This window comes from Terrabacter aerolatus (assembly GCF_007991735.1).
GTDB lineage: Bacteria > Actinomycetota > Actinomycetes > Actinomycetales > Dermatophilaceae > Terrabacter > Terrabacter aerolatus.
Genome location: NZ_BJYX01000012.1, coordinates 63,832 through 81,439, shown reverse-complemented (window position 1 = coordinate 81,439; position 17,608 = coordinate 63,832). Strand labels below are relative to the sequence as shown.

The window sequence follows — 17,608 nt, the reverse complement described above, 5'->3', positions numbered from 1 at the left end:
GCGGCGCCGCGGCCGGTCGGATCTGGACCGCGACCTCCCCCGAGGGGTGTGCCGGATGGTCCCCCACGGCCACCCGCCCGACCCTTACCCATCCGGGCGCGACTCGACCATCGCGAGCTCAGCCGACAGCACCGGGGCACGACCCGGCATACGCCGCCGGTCAGCGCAGGGTGGCCACGACCTCGGCGCCGACCACCCACGTCGACAGGGCGCAGACGATCGCGAAGGACAGGTTCCACGCGAACCGGGGCAGCGGCGTGAGCGACGCGAGGACGCCCGGGTCGCTGCCGCGGCTGCGGTCGCGGAGCACGGCCGACAGGTGGCGCCACGCGCCGACGAGCAGCACGACGCCGAAGCCGACGAGCACCTGCGTCTGGAGCGCGTCGTCGCGCCACCACCACAGCGCGGCGGAGGCGGCGATGGAGACGACCATGACGACCACGGTGAGGGCCGAGCGCACGCGGACCAGGGCGAAGAGCAGCACCGCGAGCCCGGCGGTGATGACCGGAGCCGCCCAGCCGAGCCCGGCCGTCCACACGAGGACGGCCCCGAGGAGCGCGGGCATCGGGTAGCCGGACCACGTCGAGGCGACGCGACCGGGACCGCGCACCGGCCCGCGGGTCACGGCGTGGCCGGACATGTCGCCGCGCAGCACGAAGCCGGTGAACTGGCGGCCGACGAGGACCCCGACGACGGCGTGACCGAGCTCGTGCACGAGGGTGACGGCGAGGCGCACGACCCGCCAGAGCGGTTCGACGGCGACGAGCACCAGCGCGACGCCCAGCACGACGAGCAGTCGCGGCGCGGTCAGCGCGACGTCGCCGGTCGCCGGCACCACCCGGTCACGGACCGCCTCGAACCATGTCACGGACGCAGAACCTAGCCGACCTCCTTGTGCGCCGGACGCACCGACCGCGAGGGTGCGACGGCCGCCGGGTGGCGCGCGGTCAGCACCTCGAGGAGCAGGCGGTGCAGGGGCACGTCCACCCCGGACTCGCCGGCGAGGCGCACGACGGCGCCCGTCCACGCGTCGAGCTCCGACGGCCGACCCTCGAGCAGGTCGCGCTGGAGCGAGGTCGTCGCGTCGGCGGGCTGGTCGTCGACGAAGGCCATCGTGCCCGCGATGACCCCTGCGGGCAGGTGGATGCCGCGGGCCCGGGCCAACGCCTCGACCTCGCGCATGGCGTCCCCGAGGAGGGCCCGGCTCGACGGCTTCGAGCGCAGGTCCCCGATGGTCGCGTCGAGCGCGGCGCCGAGGCCGCCGAAGGGGACGACGAAGAGCATCTTCGACCACAGCTCGGCCCAGATGTCCTCGGGCACGGGTGACACCGCGCCGGAGGCGGTGACGGCGTCGCGCAGCCGGGTGACGCGCTCGGAGGGCGCGCCGGGGGTCGGGGCCCACTCGTCGAAGGCCAGCGACGCGGGACCGCCGGCGTGCGTGACGCGACCGGGTCCGTCGATGAACGCGAAGATCTTGGCGATGCCGGGCAGCACCGCCCCGCGCCCGACGGCGGCCGCCGCCTGGTCCGGGGCCTCGACGCCGTTCTGCGCGGTGACGACGGCCGTGGCGGGACCCACGAGGGCGGGCAGCGCCTCGAGGACCGGGGGCAGCTGCCACGTCTTGACCGCGAGCAGGACGGCCTCGACCTCGCCGATCGAGGCGAGGTCATCGGTGGCCCGGGCGCCCTCGACCGTGAAGTCGCCGGCGACGCTCGTCACGACGAGCCCGTGCTCGCGGATGGCCGCGAGGTGCGCTCCGCGGGCCAGGAAGGTGACGTCGTGCCCCGCCATGGCGAGCCGCCCGCCGAAGTAGCCGCCGATCCCGCCCGTGCCCAGCACCGCGATGCGCATGACCGTGCCTCTCGTCGTCAGGGCGTCGCCGGTCCGTCCTCAGACCGTCGAAGAGCCCTCGACACCATCATCGCGCGAGCGCCGCCGCCGGAGGTAGCGTCAGTGCGCACCGTCTCGTCGAGACGCAGCCGCAGGAGGTCCGATGGAGCTCACCACCACGGTCAACGACGAGACCCGGGTCGTCGAGGTCGAGGGCACCGAGTCCGCCGTCGACGTCGTGCGCGACGGACTCGGGCTGACCGGCACCAAGCTCGTCTGCGGCAGCGGTGTCTGCGGCGCGTGCACGATGCTCGTCGACGGGGAGCCCGTGCTCGGCTGCCTGACCCCCGCGACCCGGCTGCGCGACGCGGACGTCACGACGGTCGAGGGCGTCGCCGACGGTGACGACCTCCACCCGGTCCAGCGCGCGCTCGCCCACCACGACGGGCTCCAGTGCGGCTACTGCACCCCGGGCTTTGTCGTCGGCGCCGCCGCCTTCCACGACCGGTGGCGCGCCGAGCACGGCGCCGCCGAGCCGGACCGCCGGACCATCGCCGAGGCGCTCGCCGGCCACCTGTGCCGGTGCGGCTCCTACGAGGGGATCTACCGTGCCGTCGCGGCCGCGTGCCGCGGTGAGCACGATGCGGGCGAGGGCACCGTCGAGCGCGTCGAGGCTCCGGCCAAGGTGACGGGCGCGGCGGTCTACACGACCGACGTCGTGCTGCCCGGCATGCTCCACGCGGTCATCCGCCGGTCCGACCTCGCGGCCGGCTTCGCCGGGCCGGTCACCTTCCCCGACGGCGTCCTCGGCATCGACGTGCTGGGCGAGGACCGGCACGTGCGCTGGGCGGGGCAGCCGATCGCCGTGGTCGCCGCGGAGTCCCTCGCCGCCGCCCGCCGCGCCGCCGCCGGGCTGGCCGTGCCGTTCACGCCGCAGCCGTTCGTCACCGACCCCGCCGAGGCGGTGCGCCCCGGTGCCCCGCTCGTCTACGCGACGCGGGCCGAGCGCAAGGAGGCGCCGACCTCGAGCGAGGGGGGCGCCATGCCGGCGCCGTGGAAGGGCAACAGCCACGGGCCGTCACGGGCGCCCTACCTCGGCACCGTCGCCAAGCGCCGCATCGGCTCAGCCCGCACCGAGGGGCGCCGCGGGCTCGTCGACCTCGAGTTCCACACGGCCGCCCAGCTGCACACGGCCTTCGAGCCGCACGCCTGCGTCGCCGACTGGAGCGACCCGCAGTACCTCCGGGTGTGGCTCAGCACCCAGGGCGTCGGGGCGATGCGCCTCGAGATCGCCGACCACTTCGACCTCGACCCCACCCACGTCGAGGTCGTCGCCGAGCACGTCGGTGGCGGGTTCGGCGCCAAGCTCAGCCTGACGACCGAGGCCGTCGCCGCCATCGAGCTGAGCCGCCTCAGCCGCCGGCCGGTGCGTCTCGTGCTCGACCGGCACGAGGAGCTGACCGGCACGGGCAACCGCCCCGGCAGCCGCTCGCGCGTCTCGCTGCTCGTCGACGAGGAGACCCAGGCGGTGCGCGCCCTCACCGTCGACACCGACAGCCACGCCGGCGTCGCCGTCGGCAACAGCGTCGCGGCGCTCGCGATGCTCGTCTACGACCGCACGCCCCGCCTGGCGCGCGACGTCGACGTCGTGACGAACGCCCCGCCCGGTGCGCCGTTCCGCGGCCCCGGCGGACCGACGATCGCCTGGGCGCTCGAGCAGACGGTCGACGAGGCGGCCCACCGCTTCGGCCGCGACCCCATCGACCTGCGCGCCCAGTGGGACGGCAACCCGAAGCGCCAGGCGCTCTACCGCTGGGCCTCGGCCCTGCCGACGTGGCAGGGGCGCCCGGCGACGGGGAGCCAGACCGGGCGCTTCCGCCGGGGCGTCGGGGTCGCCGCGGCCAACTGGATGTACTTCGTCGACCCAGACTGCGAGGTCGTCGTCCGGGTCGAGTCCGGCCGCCTCGTCGTCTCCACCGCCGTCCAGGACATGGGGACGGGCAGCCGCACCGTGCTCGCGCGGGCGGTCGCCGGTGTCTTCGGCATCGACCCGACGACGGTCGACGTCCACCTCGGACGCGCCCACAGCGGTGCCACCCACGGCCCCGCCTCCGGGGGCAGCCGCACGACGGTGTCGCTCTGGTCGACGGCCGTCGAGGCGGCCACGAGCCTGCGGGCCCGCATCGGCACCGACCTCGCCGGGGCCCCCGACGGCACCTCGGCCACGGCGAAGCGTGGGGGCGACCGGGGCCTGCGTGCGGTCCCCGTGACGATGGGCGGCATCCAGGTCGGACGCGGCTTCTCGGCCGCCGTCCACGTCAGCGAGGTCGAGGTCGACACCCGCACCGGGCGGACGCGCGTGCTGCGCGTCCACGGCGGCATCGCCGTCGGCCGCATCCACGCCCCCGTCTTGGCCCGCAGCCAGTGCGAGGGGTCGGTCATCCAGGGCGTCGGGCTCGCCCTCTACGAGAACCAGGTCCTCGACCCGCACACCGGCCTCACCCTGACGGCGAACCTCGAGGACTACCGCATCCCCCAGCTCGGCGACACCCCCGAGATCGACATCCACTTCCACGAGGAGGGCTGGGACCGGGTGCCCGGCGGTGGGGTGGGGCTCGGCGAGGTCGCGACGATCAGCCCGGCCGCGTCCGTCGGCAACGCCATCTTCAACGCCACCGGCTGGCGACCGCTGACCCTGCCGGTCCGGCCCGACCGCCTGCTGTCGGGGCTGTCCCGACGACGCGTGGAGCTCACGCGATGAGCCTCACGATGCTCACGGCATACGACGAGCGGCCCGAGGGCGCAGGCGATGCCGTCTACCGCGCCGGCGGCACCGACCTGCAGGAGCGGCTGCGCACGACCGGCGCGACGCCCCACGTCCTCGACCTGACGGGCGTGCCCGGGTTCGCCGCGCTCGAGCGCACCGACACCGGAACGATCCTCGGCGCGGGCGTCACCGTGGCCACCGTCGCGCGCGAGCTGGCCGACGCGTACCCGGCGCTCGCGCTGACGGCGGCCGGTCTCGCGACGCCGCAGGTGCGCGCCACGGCGACCGTGGGCGGCAACCTGCTCCAGCGCACCCGATGCTGGTACTTCCGCCACCCGCACACCTCGTGCCTCAAGTCCGGCGGCGACAGCTGCCCGGCCCGTGACGGGCGCCACCTCTACGGCGTCGCCTTCGACACCGCGCCGTGCGTCCACCCGCACCCGTCGTCCCTCGCGATGGCCCTGCTGACGTATGCCGCCACCCTCGACACGACCCGGAGTGGCGGTCTCGCGGTGGGTGACGTCCTCGGCGACGGGTCCGACCCGAGCCGCGACCACCTGCTCGCCGACGACGAGGTGCTGACCCGCATCACGCTGCCGCCACCCGTGGCGGGCGAACGCGCCGCCTACTTCCGGGCGATCAGCCGGTTCGAGGCGGAGTGGCCGCTCGTCGAGGCGGTCGTGCGCGTGGTCCGCGACGAGGCCGGCACGGTCACGTCGTGCGGTCTGGCCATCGGCGGCGTCGCCCCGGTTCCCTTGCGGCTCAGAGCGGTCGAGGCCCTGATCACCGGGTCGACGCTCGACGACGACACGGTGTCGGCGGCTGCGGCCGCCGCCACCGATGGCGCCGACCCGCTGCCCGAGACCGGCTACAAGGTGGCGCTCGTCGAGGCGACCGTTCGTGAGGTCCTGGAGCGCGTGCGGTCGTGAAGGTGCTCGTCCTGTCCGACACCCACGCACCACGGCACTGGAAGGCGTGCCCGCCTGCCCTGCTGCCCCGTCTCGAGGCGGCCGACGTCATCCTGCACGCCGGTGACGTGTGCACCCCCGACGTGCTCGACCTGCTCGCCAGTTTCGCGCCGGTGCACGTCGTCCTGGGCAACAACGACGGGCCCGAGGTCGCCGCGTGGGGCGCGCCGGAGACGCTCGAGCTCGAGCTCGAGGGGGTGCGCATCGGGATGGTCCACGACAGCGGCCAGAAGCAGGGCCGGCTCCCGCGCCTGCGACGGCGCTTCCCGGCGGCCGACCTCGTCGTCTTCGGTCACTCGCACATCCCCCTCGACGAGTCCGGCGACGGCCTGCGCATCCTCAACCCCGGCTCGCCCACCGACAAGCGGCGCCAGCCCGTCGGCACCGTCGCGGCGCTGGACCTGCGGGACGGGCAGGTCGTCGACGCCCGCATCGAGCCGGTGCCCCGCTGAGCGTCCCCGGCTCGGGCGTCACCAGCCCCAGGAGCCCGGGCCGCCCTTGAACGGGCCGACGACGCGGTCGGTGATCCAGCCGCCGTAGAAGCCGCCGTCCTGGGGCCGCACCCGCTCGCCGTCGACGAAGCAGGCGTCGACGAGCCCGGGCATCACGGCGACGTGACCGGTGAGGACGGCATACGTCGGCACCGGCTCGGGGTAGGTCCACGCGGCCCGCGCCGCACGTCGCCCACCGCCGACGACGTCGAAGTAGGCCGCCCGACCCTTCCACTCGCAGACGGTGCTGCCCTCGACGGGCACGAGCGCGCCGTCGACGAAAGCGTCGAGCGGCAGGTAGTACGTCGGCGGGTGGCTCGTCTCGAGGACCCGGAGCGCCGCCCGGGTGCGGGCCACGACCTCGCCGCCGAGGTGGACCTCGACGAGCTCACCGCTGGGGTCGACGGCCGGCGGTCGGGGGTAGTCCCACACCGACTCCTGGCCCGGTCCGGCGGGCAGCGGCACGGGCCGGCTCATCGCCCGCCCCCGCAGATCTGCTCGAGGCCGGTCGCGAGACGGTCGACGTCGTCGGCGTTCGTGTAGGGCGCGAGCCCCATGCGCAGTCCGCCGGTGGCGCCGAGGCCGAGGTGGTGGCTGCACTCCCACGCGTAGAAGTGGCCGGCGGGCGCGTTGACGCCGCGCTCGGCCAGGCCGGCGCGCAGCTCCTGCGGGTCGTGGCCCTCGACGGTGACGAGCAGCGTCGGCGTGCGGAGCTTCGCGTTGCTGTGTGCCGTGAGGCCGGGGATGGCGCGCAGCCGCTCCTCCAGCGCCGCGAGGAGCGACTCCTCGTGCTCCTCCAGGGCCGCGAACGAGCTGACGAGCCGGTCGCGGCGCGCGTGGGACGGGTCGGTCAGGGCGAGGTCGGCGAGGAAGTCGACGGCCGCGGTAGTGCCGGCGAGCAGCTCGTAGGGCAGCGTGCCCAGCTCGAACCGCTCGGGCACCGCGTCGGACGACGGGAGCAGCTTGGCCGGGTGGAGCGTCTCGAGCAGCTCGGGTGCGGCGGCCAGCACCCCGTGGTGCGGTCCGAGGAACTTGTACGGCGAGCACACCCAGAAGTCGGCGCCGCTCGCCGGCACGTCGGTGAGCACGTGGGCGGTGGCGTGCACGCCATCGACCCAGAGGAGGGCTCCCGCTGCGTGGGCGACCTCGGCGACGGCCGGGATGTCGGGCCGGGTGCCGATGAGGTTGGACGCGGCGGTCACCGCGACGAGCCGGGTGCGGTCGCTGACGACGGCGTCGACCGCGTCGGCGGACAGCTCGCCCGAGGCGGGGTCGAAGTCGGCCCAGCGGACCGTGGCGCCGGCGGCCTCGGCGGCGATGACCCACGGGCGGATGTTGGCGTCGTGGTCGAGCCGGCTGACGACGACCTCGTCGCCGGGGCCCCAGCCCTGCGACAGGGTGCGGGCCAGGTGGAAGGTCAGCTCGGTCGCCGACCGGCCGAAGACGACGCCGCCGGGGTCGACCGCGAGGAGGTCGCCCATCGCGGCACGCGCCTCGACGACGATCCGGTCGGCGCGGCGCTCGGCCGGCGTCACCGTGCCGCGGTTGGAGATGGCTGCGGTGAGCGTCTCGACGACCGCCGTCGCGACGGTGTCGGGCACCTGCGAGCCACCGGGCCCGTCGAAGTGCGCGGCACCCTCGTGGAGGGCCGGGAAGTGCCACCGGATCCGGTCGACGTCGTAGCCGGGATGTGTCATGCCCTGATTCTCACCCACGCCTCCGGGTCGAGGTGATCCCGGCTCCGCCACGGGTGCCGGGACCACCTCCAACCGAGCGCGGGATCTCAGTCGGTGACGCGACCGTCCTCGAAGAGGCGCGGGACCCGGTGGTTGGCGACGAAGCGGTCGTCGGGGTCGTAGGCCGACCGGATCCCCTTGAGCTGCAACCACGCCGACTCGCCGTAGCCGGTGCGCGCATCGACCTCGTTCTCGGCGAAGTTGAGGTAGCTGCGGCCCGTCGACCACGGCTCGAGCGCCGCCGTGAGCTGGTGCGCGTCGAGCTGTCCCTGCATCGCCATCTCCGGGGTGGCCGCCACGGCGACGGCGAAGACGGCGTATGCCGCATCGATCGTCGCCAGGGCTCCGTGGCCCTCGGGCGCCCGGCGGAGCGCGCCCCCGAGCTGGCGCAGCTCGGCCGCCAGCAGCGACGACGTGGAGCCGGGCCCGACCTGCTCGAGGATCGTGTCGACCGTCGCATCCGCGAGCTCGCCGACGAGGGTGCCGTCGGAGACGGCGGGCGTCGGGCCCTCCGGGTCCATGTGCAGCCGGGTCAGGGACCGGGCCGGCACGCGTCCGAAAGTGTCGATCTCCGGGTCGAGGCCGCGCAGCAGGCGCAGCATCGAGCAGGCCTCGTCGTCGGAGCCGAGCACGGCGCCGTCGATGACGACGAGCGACCGGCCACGCAGCGGCTCGGGGATCGCCGGCAGCGGCGGCAGGTTGAGGAACCGGAACGAGGTCGTGACAACGTCGGGGGCCTCGGGCGCCCAGTCGGCCCAGCGACGCAGCACGCGCTCGGCCTGGTCGCGGTCCCAGACGAGCATGCCGGCATACGCCGTCTCGATGGGGTAGAGGCGGAACTCGAGGGCGGTGACGACCCCGAAGTTGCCGCCGCCGCCGCGCAGCGCCCAGAAGAGCTCGCGGTTCTGCGTCGAGTCGGCGCGCACGTGCTCGCCGTCGGCCGTCACGAGCTCGACCGCCGTGAGGCTGTTCGAGGCGAGCCCGAGCTGGCGGGCGTACCAGCCGATGCCGCCACCGAGGCTGTAGCCGGCGATGCCGACGTCCGGCGAGCTGCCGTGCAGGGCCGCGAGCCCGTGGTCGGCGGCCGGCTCGGTCGCGTCGGTCCAGAGCGCGCCGCCCTCGACGCGGGCGATGCGTCGGGTCGGGTCGATGGTGACGCCGCGCATCCGCTCGGTGCGCACGAGGACGACGTCGTCGAGGCCCTGCGCGAAGAGGGGCCCGGCGTTGTGACCGGTGCTCTGGGGCGCGACGCGCAGGCCGGCCGCCGCGGCGGCGCGGACGACGGCCTGGACGTCGGCCACGGTGCGCGGCAGGGCGACGGCTGCGGGCCGCTGGTCGATGGCGACGTTCCACGGCAGGCGGCCGGCGTCGTAGCCGTCGTCGCCGGGCAGGTGGACCGCACCGTCGCAGAGTCCGGCGAGGCTCGTGGCCCGTCGGGCGGTGGGGGTGAGGTTGAGGGTCATGCTGCTCTCCTGTGTCAGGGCACCCCGCGTCGTTGCGTGTGTGGTGGGCGCGGCTGTTCAGAGCGCAACGACGCCGCCCAGATACACGCCGGCCGGAACGTCCCTTTCGTCCGGCGTGTCTGTCGTGCAGGCAGGTCCGGGGGAGCGGCTGGGCGCGGGTCTGGAGCCCTCGCCGGTGCCGCGCGCCCCTCGGGTGCATGCTGGGTAGGTGGACCACATGACGACCGAGACCGCGCGTGACCTCCTGCTCGACGGCTTCGGCCGGATCCACGACGGCGTGCCGGAGGTCGTCGACGGGCTCTCCGTCGACGAGCTGCTGTGGCGACCGGACGCCGACGCCAACCACGTCGCCTGGCTCGTCTGGCACCTGAGCCGTCAGCAGGACGAGCAGGTGGCGCACCTCGCGGGAGAGCAGTCCGCCTGGCACGCAGACGGCTGGGTCGACCGGTTCGGGCTGCCCTACCCGCCCGACACGCTCGGCTTCAGGATGAGCTCGGCCGACGTGGGGCGCTTCACGGTCGTCGACCCGGGGCTGTTCGGCGACTACCAGTCCGCCGTGCACGACCGCACCGCCGCGCTGGTGCAGGGACTCGACGCCGAGGCCTACGAGCGGGTCGTCGACGCGCGCTGGGACCCGCCGGTGACCGCCGGCGTCCGCATCATGTCGGTGCTCGCTGACGCGACCAAGCACCTCGGCCAGGCGGAGTACGTCCGGGGGCTCGTCGAGCGTCGCCGCTGACTGGTGGGGCCGGTGGGACGGGCGTGGTCGACGTGGTCACGCCGTGGCGGGAGCATAGGACCCGCACAGGAAGTTCTGCGAAAATGGAGGCAATGAGCCTGCCAGTCCTGCGTCCTGCCGTCGCCGTCGAGTCGTCACCCGACGGCGTCGTGACGTCCCTGCCGGAGCCGGGTCACGACGCGGTCCGCCGCCACCGTCTGGCGCTCATCGCCCGCGGTCGCCCCGCGCGGCTGGCCGCGACGGTCGCCGTCGTGCTCACCCTCGTGGGGCTCAACGTCGCCGACCACGTGCTCGGCTGGGACACCATGTGGCTCGGCCCCGTCGGCGCGCTGGCCCTGCTCGCCTTCGCGCGGTGGCAGGGCCTGACGTGGCACCAGCTCGGACTGGCGCGACACACCCACGCCCGGGGCATCCGCTGGGGCCTCGGCGTCATCGCGGTCGTGGCCTTCGTCTACCTCGTCGGCATCCTGCTGCCGTCGACGCGCACCGCCTTCCTCGACGTGCGCTACCACCTGCCCCCGGCCGGCGCGCTGCTCACCGCCTTCGTCATGATCCCCGTCGGCACGATCCTGCTCGAGGAGGTCGCCTTCCGCTCGGTGCTCTGGGGCTTCCTCTCGCGCCACGCGCGGATGTGGCAGGTCGTCGTCGGGTCCTCGGTCCTCTTCGGGCTGTGGCACGTCCTGCCCGCCATGGCGTCCGCGACCGGCAACGCGGCCATCGGCTCCGCGGTCTCGGGGCTCGGCCCCTTCGCCAAGGTCGCCGTCGTCGGTGGCACCGTCCTCTTCACGGCCCTCGGTGGGATCCTCGCCGGCGAGCTGCGCCGGCGCAGCGGCAGCCTCTTCGCGAGCGTCGGCATGCACTGGGCGACCAACGCGCTCGGCGTCCTCTTCGGCGTCCTCGCCTGGCGTCTCGCCGCCTGACGCTGCCCGCTGGCGCCTCGCCCGGAGCGGGCGCGGGTTGGCGCGGGTGGGCGTCGTCAGGACGACGCGGTCGCTGCGTCCGTCTCGGCGACGTCCTGGACGACCTCGTTGCGGCGCAGCAGCCACGGCATGAACGGTGGGTCGAACCGCGCCCACCGCGGCGCCCCGACCGGGGTCAGGCCGGCGGCCCGGACCGCCCGGTCCAGCGCCTCACGGTGCTCCTCGAACGAGTCCTCGGTCCACCGGCCGCGGTAGCGCCGCGCGGCAGCGAGTGCTGCGGGCCGCTCGTGGAGGTGGACGTCGGGACTCGTCGGGACCGGGGCGTCCGCGAGCGTCAACGACGCGGGCAGGACGAACGCCACGGCATACGACCCCTCGGCCGTCCGGGCCTGCTGCACGGGGGCGGTCATCGGGATCGTCGTCGACGCGCCCTGGATGACCGGCGCGGTCATGGCGACCGTGGTCGACGAGGCGTTCTGGCCCGTGATGTAGCCGAACAGGATGCGGAAGGCCCGGTTGCCGGCCTCCTCGAAGGGCGCGGTCACGACGACCTCGGCCACGACGTGAGGTGCGTAGCGCCGCAGCTCGAACTCCGGGTAGCTGCGCACGATCTCGTAGACCTGTTTCTCGGTCACGACACCGACGCTACGCCGGCCCGGGCGGTGCGGACGTCCCGAGTGGGACTGCTCGCCCCGAGAGGTCAGACGGCGACGGCCTCGCGGGCGCCGTGCCGGTGGGTCTCGTGACCCGGCTGGCGGATCTCGTCACCGCAGTGCGAGCAGCACCACCCGGTGGCGTCCTTGAGGTAGTGGTGTCCGGCCGTCCGGCAGGTGCGGCCCGTGTCGGACCCGGTCGCTCCGAGGCCGGCGCGACGTCGGCGCGGGCGTCCGGCCCGGACGAACGCCGGTCCGACGATCGCGGCGAGCGTGAGAGCGAGAAGCACGAGAGGCCAAGCCGCCAGCAGCGAGGCTGCGTCGAGGGTCATCGAGTTCATGTCCTCGACTGTGCCGGGCCGCGCGCAAGAGATCTGGTCGCAGAACGACAAGAACTCCGCAAGAACGGCACAAGCCGCACCCCCTCCCACACCCGCCGGAATGCCGGTGAACGCCGGCGTGGCCACCCAGCGAGGTGCTGGGTGGCCACGTCACGGCATACGTCGTCGGTCAGTGGATGAGCTGACCCACGAGCCCGGAGACGTCGGGCGAACCCAGCCCGGTCGGGTCGTCGTAGCCCGCCCTGGCGTCGAGGCCGGGACCCTGCCAGGCGTTGTTGCCCGACGTCACGTCGTGGAAGGCGAGCGCGTGGGTCGAGCCGGTCCCGATCGCGTAGAGCGCCGGGTTGAGCTGGCCGAGGCGGTGGCCCGCCTGCTGGTCGGCGAGAGCCCCGATCGCGGCCCACTGCGGGGAGCCCGAGCTCGTGCCGCCGTAGAAGTAGAAGCCGTTGTCGGCCGGGTTGGCGTTGAAGCCCTCGTAGACGAACACCGACGTGTAGACCGACGCGTTGTAGGACACGTCCGACGTCGTGCGCATCGGGTTGCCGTTGACGCCCGCCTGGTACGACGGCGCCGGGAAGATCGTGCTCGGGGCACCGCCCGTGGCACCGATGGGGCCGAGGGTGCAGCCGAACGGCTGGTGGACGGCGCACGACGCCTGGTCGCCCCACACCGTCTCGCCTTCGTAGGCGCCGGTGTCGCTCGCGAAGAGGTTCGTGCCACCGACCGCCGTGACGAGCGGGTCGGATGCCGGGTAGCCGGCCGCGAGTGCCGGTCCGCCGTTCGAGGCGCCGTTGTCGCCGGAGGAGGCGAAGAGCGAGATGCCCTTGGCGGCCGCGGCGACGAAGTTCTCGTGCGACTGCTTGAGCTGCAGGTTGTTGCCCTTGCCCTTGATCGCGGCCTCGTCGGAGCCGTAGCTCATCGACAGGACGTCACCGAGGTCGTGGTCGACGGCGTAGCGCACCGCCCCGTTGAGGGCGTTGCCGTAGTTGTTCGGGGCGACGACGAGGTTGATCGTCGCGTCCGGCGCGATGGCGTGCGCCCACTGGACGTCGAGGCTCGTCTCACCGGCCCAGCCGAGCGGCTGGCCCTTGTGGGCCGTGCTCGTCTGCGGCGCGCCGCCCGGGTAGTAGACGTTGAGGTCGGCCTTGGGCAGGCCGAAGGTCTGGCTGAAGACGTCGAGGTCCTGGCGCACCGTCGGGCTGCCGTAGGCGTCGACGACGACGATGCGCTGACCCTTGCCGGTCCAGCCGTCCGGGATGTCGTAGGCCTTGCGGATGAGCGCGGGTGTGTAGCAGGCGAGCCCGATGCGGGCCACGCACTGCGACGGCGTCGGCAGCGCGCCCGGCCTGGTGCCCGTGGAGAACTGCTTCGTCAGCGGGTGCACGGTGTAGACGATGTCGCCCCCGTCCGAGCCGGCCGCCGTCGCTGCGGAACCCGCCGCGAACGTCGTCCCGAGTGCGAGAGTCGTCGCTGCGAGACCCACCCCCATGTATGTCCGCCTGCGCGTGGAGTGCGTGCGCATGGTGCCCCTTTCCCTGTTCGCCCCGAGATGGCCTGCTCGGGCCGTTTCGGAACGTAGGTACGATTTCTGGGAACCCGCTGGGTAAAGTCTGCCGAAGTCATGGGAACGTGTCGGCGCGGTCCGCGGGCGCGGTCCGTGGGCGTCGCGACGGGATCCGCGGGGTCGGCTGCGACACTGGCGCGCATGGACGGCTTCACGATCCGCCCGGTGCGGCCGGAGGACCACGAGCGGCTCGGCGACCTCACCGCTGCGGCCTATCTCGACGACGGCCTGCTCGACTTCGGCTCTGGCGACCCCTACCTCGAGGTGCTGCGCGACGTCGCCGGCCGGGCCGAGCACGCCGAGGTCCTCGTGGCGGTCGACCCCGACGGACGGGTGCTCGGTGGCGTCGCCTTCGTCGGGGGCCCGGGTCCGTTCGCCGACATCGCCCGTGACGGCGAGGCGGAGTTCCGCACCCTGGCCGTGGCTCCGGCGGCCCGTGGGCGCGGGGTCGGCGCCGCTCTCGTGCAGGGGTGCATCGACCGCGCCCGTGCCCTCGGGCGCCAGCGCGTTGTGCTGTCGACGCAGCCGACGATGCACGCGGCGCACCGTGTCTACGAGCGGTTCGGTTTCACCCGCGCCCGCGAGCGCGACTGGTCGCCGGTCGCCGACCTCCTGCTCCTCGTCTACGCGCTCGAGCTGGGCGCCGACCCTGCCGCCGACCCCGTGGTGGATCCGGCGCGCGACTGAGCGGCCGTCGCGGCGCGGCCGATGAGGTCCCGCACCGCGGCCACGATCGTCGGGTCGAGGTCGACGTGCGCCTCGAGCAGGCGCAGGAGCGTCGCCGCCGCGTGGGCGTTGCGCTCGTAGCCCGGCACGAGGTCGGCGAGCGGCAGCAGGTCGGGGCCGAACCGCCGCTCGACGCCACGGTCGACGACGAAGACGTCCTGCTGCTCGCCCCGACCGAGGCCGAGGTGGCCCAGCACGGTGACCCAGCGGTCCACGGCATACCCCTGGATGAAGCGGGTGGCGGTGAGGCGCTCGCCGCGCAGGTCGCGGTGCAGGCCGACGTAGAGGTTCGTGATCGCCTCACCGACCTCGTGCTCGAGCGAGGGCGCCTGCGGCAGAGGCGTCTTGGCCACCTCGAGACCCGTCGGCGCATCACCACGGCTCCAGTGGAGGCGCCCCGGCGGGTAGCCCGCGGTGTCCATCTCGGCGAGGGAGAAGACGGCGTACTCCGCGAAGAGGTCGCCCTCGAGCAGCGCCTTGCGGCCGGCGTCGCTGTTCTCGAATGACCACACGACCGGGTGCGCCGCCTCGAGCCAGTCGATGTCGGCGAGGTAGCGGTCACGGGCCTCCGCGTCGTCGACGACGACGAAGAAGTCCGCGTCGGAGTGCTCGTCGAGGCGGTGCAGGTCCCGGCCGACCGAGCCGAGGCCGAGCAGCGCGACGGCGTCGCCGCGACGGTCGAGCTCGGCGCCGAGGCGGTCGAGGAGGGCCAGCAGGCGCTGAGGGACGGAGGGCGGGGTGGGTGCTGACGGCATACGTCGTCTCCTTGTCGTAATGGAGTCGACGTTTCAGCCCGCCCGGCGCGTTGCCGTCGGGGTCGCGACAGACGCAGGGTATGCCGTCCCGTCCCTCGGCGGAAGGGTGTCGCGGGTGCGGGGCTGCGTCGCCGGGGCGACACCTCGGACGCAGAGGTTCCGGACGGTGTGTCTGGCGCGCGGTCGTGGCAGGCTGGGCTGGTGCCCGTGACCATCGAGGACGTGCGGCGCGTGGCCGAGCAGCTGCCCCGCTCCTACGAGGTGCTCGTCCGTGACCACGTCAAGTTCCGCGTCGGGCGGATCGTGTGGCTCGCCTTCTCCGCGGACGAGGCGCAGATGGGCTTCGCGTTCCCCAAGGAGGAGCGCGACGTGCTCGTCGCCAGCGAGCCCGACGTCTTCCTCATGCCGCGCCGATCGGACCTGCGCTTCAACTGGGTCGAGGTTCGGCTCGACGCGATCGACGAGGACCGGATGCGCGAGATCGTCGTCGACGCCTGGCGTCTCGTCGTGCCGAAGACGGTGGCGCTAGCCCACAGCGCGGACGGCTGACCCGGAGGGAGCGGCTCGGGGCGCCGTGTGTGCAGCCTTCGGTGCGGTGGCCCCGGATCCTGCACACGGCAGCGGGTCAGGTGGTGATGCGGAAGGCGCGCGACGGACGGGGGCCGGTCTCGGCGGCGCCGCGCTCGATGCAGAACTCGTTGCCCTCGGGGTCGGCGAGCGTCACCCAGCCGGTGCCCTCGGGCGTCCGGTGGTCGCCGACCGTCGTGGCGCCGAGGCCGAGAGCCCGCTCGACCCACTCGTCCCGGGTCCCCTCGTCCGGGGAAAGGTCGAGGTGCTGGCGGTTCTTGGCCGCCTTGCCCTCGGGAACGGGGATGAAGAGCAGACCGAGGCCGGAGCTGGGGAACGACGCGGCGACGACCACCTCGGGGTCGTCGTCGTAGTAGACGTTCCAGCCGAGCAGCTCGCCCCAGAAGGTGCCGAGGGCGCGGGCGTCGGCGCAGTCGAAGGTCACGTTGTGGATGTGCAGGCTCATGGCGCCCAGCGTCCTGCCGCTCACGCTGCGGGGCAAGCGGATTGCCCGGTCGCCAGGTGCTCCAGGTGTCGGCGGCGAGGCGGTCGTCGTGCGTCGTTAGGTTGCCGGGATGACGACGATGCGGTGGGCCGTGGCGCAGAGCCGGATGTCCGAGGACCCCGGCGACGCGGCGGCGGTCCGCGCGGCGGGCGCCGAGATCCGCGCCCTGATGCACGAGGCTGCAGCCGGAGGTGCCCGCCTCGTGCAGTTCCCGGAGGGCGCGATCGTCTACCCGAGCAAGCACGTCATGTCCTCGTCCGGCCCCGGGGACGTGTCCGACGCCGACTGGACCCGGGCCGACTGGGACCTGCTGCGCGAGGAGGCCGAGTCGATCGCCCGGCTCGCTGCCGAGCTGCGGATCTGGGTGGCGTTCGGCTCGATCCACCCGTTGACTCCGCCGCACCGTCCGCACAACAGCTACTACGTCGTGTCCGACCGCGGCGAGCTCACCGGTCGCTACGACAAGCGCTTCCTGTCCAACACCGAGCTGACGTGGATGTACTCGCCGGGCACGGAGCCCCTGGTCTTCGAGGTCGACGGTGTCCGTTTCGGGGTGGCCCTCTGCATCGAGGCGAACTTCCCGCACCTGTTCGAGGAGTACGAGCGCCTCGACGTGGACGCAGTGCTGCTCTCGGTCATGGTCGACGACGCCATGCGTGCGGAGATCGGCCGGTCCTACGCAGCCCTCTTCGGGTACTGGGTGGGCTACTCGGTGCCGGCCCGGTTCGGCTCGACGGTGCCCTCCGGCATCGCCGCTCCCGGCGGTCGGTGGGTGGCCCGGTGCCCTGCCGAGGACCGGTCGGTCGGCCTTGGGCGCGGGATGTGTGCACGGCGTGTGGTCAGGGGCCCGGAACCTGCACACGCCGCTGATCCCGACGCCGCGCGGAGGCGGTTAGGTTCGGGGCCTGCAGCATCAGGACGGGGACGGGGACCGGGGGGACGGTATGGGCACGGCGCAAGCCATCGCACAACGAGGCGGCACCGCGCTCCTGGCGATGACGACGGTGCTCGTCGTGGGCACTGCCGCGTGGCCGGCCGTGCTCGTCCTCGGCGATGACGTGACCAGCGCGGGCGACGCCGCAGTGGCCCTGCTGGGATGCGGCCTGAGCCTGCTCCTGCTCGCTCGTGTGATCGGCGGCCGCGACCGGCGACGGTATGCCGCCCGTCCCGAGGAGCCCCTCGAGCACGTCCCGCGCCGGTGGGCCTCGGGCCGACGGCTGGCTGTGGGTCTGCTCGTCGTCGGGGCAGGCGGGGCGACCGCCTTCGCCTTGGCCTTCGACGCCGGATCGGACGCGGTCGTGCTGTCACCGTCGAGCACCAACGGGTGTCGGGTCGTGGTGCAGGAGCGCTCGTTCCTCCTTGCCGGCAGTGGCACCGTGTTCGTCCTGGCCGCCGACGGGCTGGTGGCCCGACAGGTCAGCCGCTACACCACGGACGACGGCTATCGACCGGTCCGTGCCGGTTCGTTCTCCCTCACCTGGACGGGCGAGCGCGGGCATCTCGAGGTGTTCGGCTCGGGCTTCGACCCCGTGTGGCCGAGGGGTCACGAGATCGACTGCCCCGGCGCCTGAACCCGTCCCGGG

At 73.9% G+C, this 17,608-nt stretch carries 19 protein-coding genes; 9 read left to right on the top strand and 10 right to left on the bottom strand.

Annotated features, from left to right (window positions below):
• Positions 1-160: 160 nt before the first annotated feature.
• Entirely contained in the window at positions 161-868 is a 708-nt protein-coding gene (locus TAE01_RS12320) for a M50 family metallopeptidase (RefSeq protein WP_147066841.1), read from the bottom strand.
• An 11-nt stretch (positions 869-879) separates the two neighbouring features.
• Positions 880-1,851 carry a 2-dehydropantoate 2-reductase gene (locus TAE01_RS12315; protein WP_147066839.1) on the bottom strand — a complete coding sequence of 324 codons (972 nt, stop codon included), beginning with the start codon at positions 1,849-1,851 and terminating at the stop codon, positions 880-882.
• A gap of 142 nt (positions 1,852-1,993) precedes the next feature.
• Between TAE01_RS12315 and TAE01_RS12310 the strand changes: the two genes are divergently transcribed.
• The 3 genes from TAE01_RS12310 to TAE01_RS12300 are packed head-to-tail and all read left to right on the top strand — an operon-like array spanning position 1,994 to position 6,017.
• On the top strand, positions 1,994-4,591 hold the full coding sequence (locus TAE01_RS12310; protein ID WP_147066837.1) for a molybdopterin-dependent oxidoreductase: 2,598 nt from the start codon (positions 1,994-1,996) through the stop codon (positions 4,589-4,591).
• Positions 4,588-5,526 carry an FAD binding domain-containing protein gene (locus TAE01_RS12305; protein WP_147066835.1) on the top strand — a complete coding sequence of 313 codons (939 nt, stop codon included), beginning with the start codon at positions 4,588-4,590 and terminating at the stop codon, positions 5,524-5,526. The genes TAE01_RS12310 and TAE01_RS12305 overlap by 4 nt, the downstream gene beginning before the upstream one ends.
• Complete coding sequence (locus TAE01_RS12300) at positions 5,523-6,017, top strand: metallophosphoesterase family protein (RefSeq protein WP_147066833.1); 495 nt, start codon at positions 5,523-5,525, stop codon at positions 6,015-6,017. Before TAE01_RS12305 ends, TAE01_RS12300 begins: the two co-directional genes overlap by 4 nt.
• Positions 6,018-6,035: 18 nt before the next feature.
• On the opposite strand, the gene TAE01_RS12295 is transcribed toward TAE01_RS12300, so the two are convergent.
• The 3 genes from TAE01_RS12295 to TAE01_RS12285 form a co-directional block, all read right to left on the bottom strand.
• The gene (locus TAE01_RS12295) at positions 6,036-6,533 is read right to left on the bottom strand and encodes a DUF427 domain-containing protein (RefSeq protein ID WP_147066831.1); all 498 of its coding nucleotides are present in this window, start codon (positions 6,531-6,533) and stop codon (positions 6,036-6,038) included.
• Complete coding sequence (locus TAE01_RS12290; RefSeq protein ID WP_147066829.1) at positions 6,530-7,753, bottom strand: cysteine desulfurase-like protein; 1,224 nt, start codon at positions 7,751-7,753, stop codon at positions 6,530-6,532. Before TAE01_RS12290 ends, TAE01_RS12295 begins: the two co-directional genes overlap by 4 nt.
• Positions 7,754-7,839: 86 nt before the next feature.
• The gene (locus TAE01_RS12285; RefSeq protein ID WP_147066827.1) at positions 7,840-9,255 is read right to left on the bottom strand and encodes an FAD-binding oxidoreductase; all 1,416 of its coding nucleotides are present in this window, start codon (positions 9,253-9,255) and stop codon (positions 7,840-7,842) included.
• Positions 9,256-9,472: 217 nt separating this feature from the next.
• Between TAE01_RS12285 and TAE01_RS12280 the strand changes: the two genes are divergently transcribed.
• Both TAE01_RS12280 and TAE01_RS12275 read left to right on the top strand, forming a co-directional pair.
• Entirely contained in the window at positions 9,473-9,994 is a 522-nt protein-coding gene (locus TAE01_RS12280) for a mycothiol transferase (RefSeq protein ID WP_147066825.1), read from the top strand.
• Positions 9,995-10,086: 92 nt separating this feature from the next.
• On the top strand, positions 10,087-10,914 hold the full coding sequence (locus tag TAE01_RS12275) for a CPBP family intramembrane glutamic endopeptidase (RefSeq protein ID WP_246111307.1): 828 nt from the start codon (positions 10,087-10,089) through the stop codon (positions 10,912-10,914).
• 56 nt (positions 10,915-10,970) lie between these two features.
• On the opposite strand, the gene TAE01_RS12270 is transcribed toward TAE01_RS12275, so the two are convergent.
• The 3 genes from TAE01_RS12270 to TAE01_RS12260 all read right to left on the bottom strand — a co-directional run bounded on the left by TAE01_RS12270 (position 10,971) and on the right by TAE01_RS12260 (position 13,397).
• The gene (locus TAE01_RS12270) at positions 10,971-11,549 is read right to left on the bottom strand and encodes an SOUL family heme-binding protein (protein WP_147066823.1); all 579 of its coding nucleotides are present in this window, start codon (positions 11,547-11,549) and stop codon (positions 10,971-10,973) included.
• Between the two features lie 65 nt (positions 11,550-11,614).
• Positions 11,615-11,908 carry a hypothetical protein gene (locus TAE01_RS12265; protein WP_147066821.1) on the bottom strand — a complete coding sequence of 98 codons (294 nt, stop codon included), beginning with the start codon at positions 11,906-11,908 and terminating at the stop codon, positions 11,615-11,617.
• Between the two features lie 169 nt (positions 11,909-12,077).
• Positions 12,078-13,397 (bottom strand): S53 family peptidase, encoded by a 1,320-nt coding sequence (locus tag TAE01_RS12260; RefSeq protein ID WP_147066819.1) that lies wholly within the window; start codon positions 13,395-13,397, stop codon positions 12,078-12,080.
• A 216-nt stretch (positions 13,398-13,613) separates the two neighbouring features.
• On the opposite strand from TAE01_RS12260, the gene TAE01_RS12255 reads away from it, so the two are divergent.
• Positions 13,614-14,159 carry a GNAT family N-acetyltransferase gene (locus TAE01_RS12255; protein WP_147066817.1) on the top strand — a complete coding sequence of 182 codons (546 nt, stop codon included), beginning with the start codon at positions 13,614-13,616 and terminating at the stop codon, positions 14,157-14,159.
• Here TAE01_RS12255 and TAE01_RS12250 read toward each other — a convergent pair.
• Positions 14,096-14,953 carry a hypothetical protein gene (locus TAE01_RS12250; RefSeq protein WP_147066814.1) on the bottom strand — a complete coding sequence of 286 codons (858 nt, stop codon included), beginning with the start codon at positions 14,951-14,953 and terminating at the stop codon, positions 14,096-14,098. The genes TAE01_RS12255 and TAE01_RS12250 overlap by 64 nt on opposite strands.
• Positions 14,954-15,154: 201 nt before the next feature.
• On the opposite strand from TAE01_RS12250, the gene TAE01_RS12245 reads away from it, so the two are divergent.
• Positions 15,155-15,502: an MmcQ/YjbR family DNA-binding protein gene (locus tag TAE01_RS12245; RefSeq protein WP_147066812.1), complete on the top strand. Its 348-nt coding sequence runs from the start codon at positions 15,155-15,157 to the stop codon at positions 15,500-15,502.
• A gap of 76 nt (positions 15,503-15,578) precedes the next feature.
• Here the strand turns inward: TAE01_RS12245 and TAE01_RS12240 are convergent, their stop codons facing one another.
• Positions 15,579-15,986 carry a VOC family protein gene (locus tag TAE01_RS12240; RefSeq protein WP_147066810.1) on the bottom strand — a complete coding sequence of 136 codons (408 nt, stop codon included), beginning with the start codon at positions 15,984-15,986 and terminating at the stop codon, positions 15,579-15,581.
• 109 nt (positions 15,987-16,095) lie between these two features.
• On the opposite strand from TAE01_RS12240, the gene TAE01_RS12235 reads away from it, so the two are divergent.
• Positions 16,096-17,082, top strand: coding sequence for a carbon-nitrogen hydrolase family protein (locus TAE01_RS12235; RefSeq protein WP_147066808.1), 987 nt, complete (start codon positions 16,096-16,098; stop codon positions 17,080-17,082).
• On the top strand, positions 17,039-17,596 hold the full coding sequence (locus TAE01_RS12230; RefSeq protein ID WP_186815178.1) for a hypothetical protein: 558 nt from the start codon (positions 17,039-17,041) through the stop codon (positions 17,594-17,596). Before TAE01_RS12235 ends, TAE01_RS12230 begins: the two co-directional genes overlap by 44 nt.
• Positions 17,597-17,608: the final 12 nt, after the last annotated feature.

Bases quoted from the DNA above. Each gene is read 5' to 3' on its own strand.
- TAE01_RS12315 (WP_147066839.1), bottom strand. From the start codon at position 1,851: ATGCGCATCGCGGTGCTGGGCACGGGCGGGATCGGCGGCTACTTCGGC.
- TAE01_RS12310 (WP_147066837.1), top strand. From the start codon at position 1,994: ATGGAGCTCACCACCACGGTCAACGACGAGACCCGGGTCGTCGAGGTC.
- TAE01_RS12305 (WP_147066835.1), top strand. From the start codon at position 4,588: ATGAGCCTCACGATGCTCACGGCATACGACGAGCGGCCCGAGGGCGCA.
- TAE01_RS12295 (WP_147066831.1), bottom strand. From the start codon at position 6,533: ATGAGCCGGCCCGTGCCGCTGCCCGCCGGACCGGGCCAGGAGTCGGTG.
- TAE01_RS12290 (WP_147066829.1), bottom strand. From the start codon at position 7,753: ATGACACATCCCGGCTACGACGTCGACCGGATCCGGTGGCACTTCCCG.
- TAE01_RS12285 (WP_147066827.1), bottom strand. From the start codon at position 9,255: ATGACCCTCAACCTCACCCCCACCGCCCGACGGGCCACGAGCCTCGCC.
- TAE01_RS12280 (WP_147066825.1), top strand. From the start codon at position 9,473: ATGACGACCGAGACCGCGCGTGACCTCCTGCTCGACGGCTTCGGCCGG.
- TAE01_RS12275 (WP_246111307.1), top strand. From the start codon at position 10,087: ATGAGCCTGCCAGTCCTGCGTCCTGCCGTCGCCGTCGAGTCGTCACCC.
- TAE01_RS12265 (WP_147066821.1), bottom strand. From the start codon at position 11,908: ATGAACTCGATGACCCTCGACGCAGCCTCGCTGCTGGCGGCTTGGCCT.
- TAE01_RS12260 (WP_147066819.1), bottom strand. From the start codon at position 13,397: ATGGGGGTGGGTCTCGCAGCGACGACTCTCGCACTCGGGACGACGTTC.
- TAE01_RS12255 (WP_147066817.1), top strand. From the start codon at position 13,614: ATGGACGGCTTCACGATCCGCCCGGTGCGGCCGGAGGACCACGAGCGG.
- TAE01_RS12250 (WP_147066814.1), bottom strand. From the start codon at position 14,953: ATGCCGTCAGCACCCACCCCGCCCTCCGTCCCTCAGCGCCTGCTGGCC.
- TAE01_RS12240 (WP_147066810.1), bottom strand. From the start codon at position 15,986: ATGAGCCTGCACATCCACAACGTGACCTTCGACTGCGCCGACGCCCGC.
- TAE01_RS12235 (WP_147066808.1), top strand. From the start codon at position 16,096: ATGACGACGATGCGGTGGGCCGTGGCGCAGAGCCGGATGTCCGAGGAC.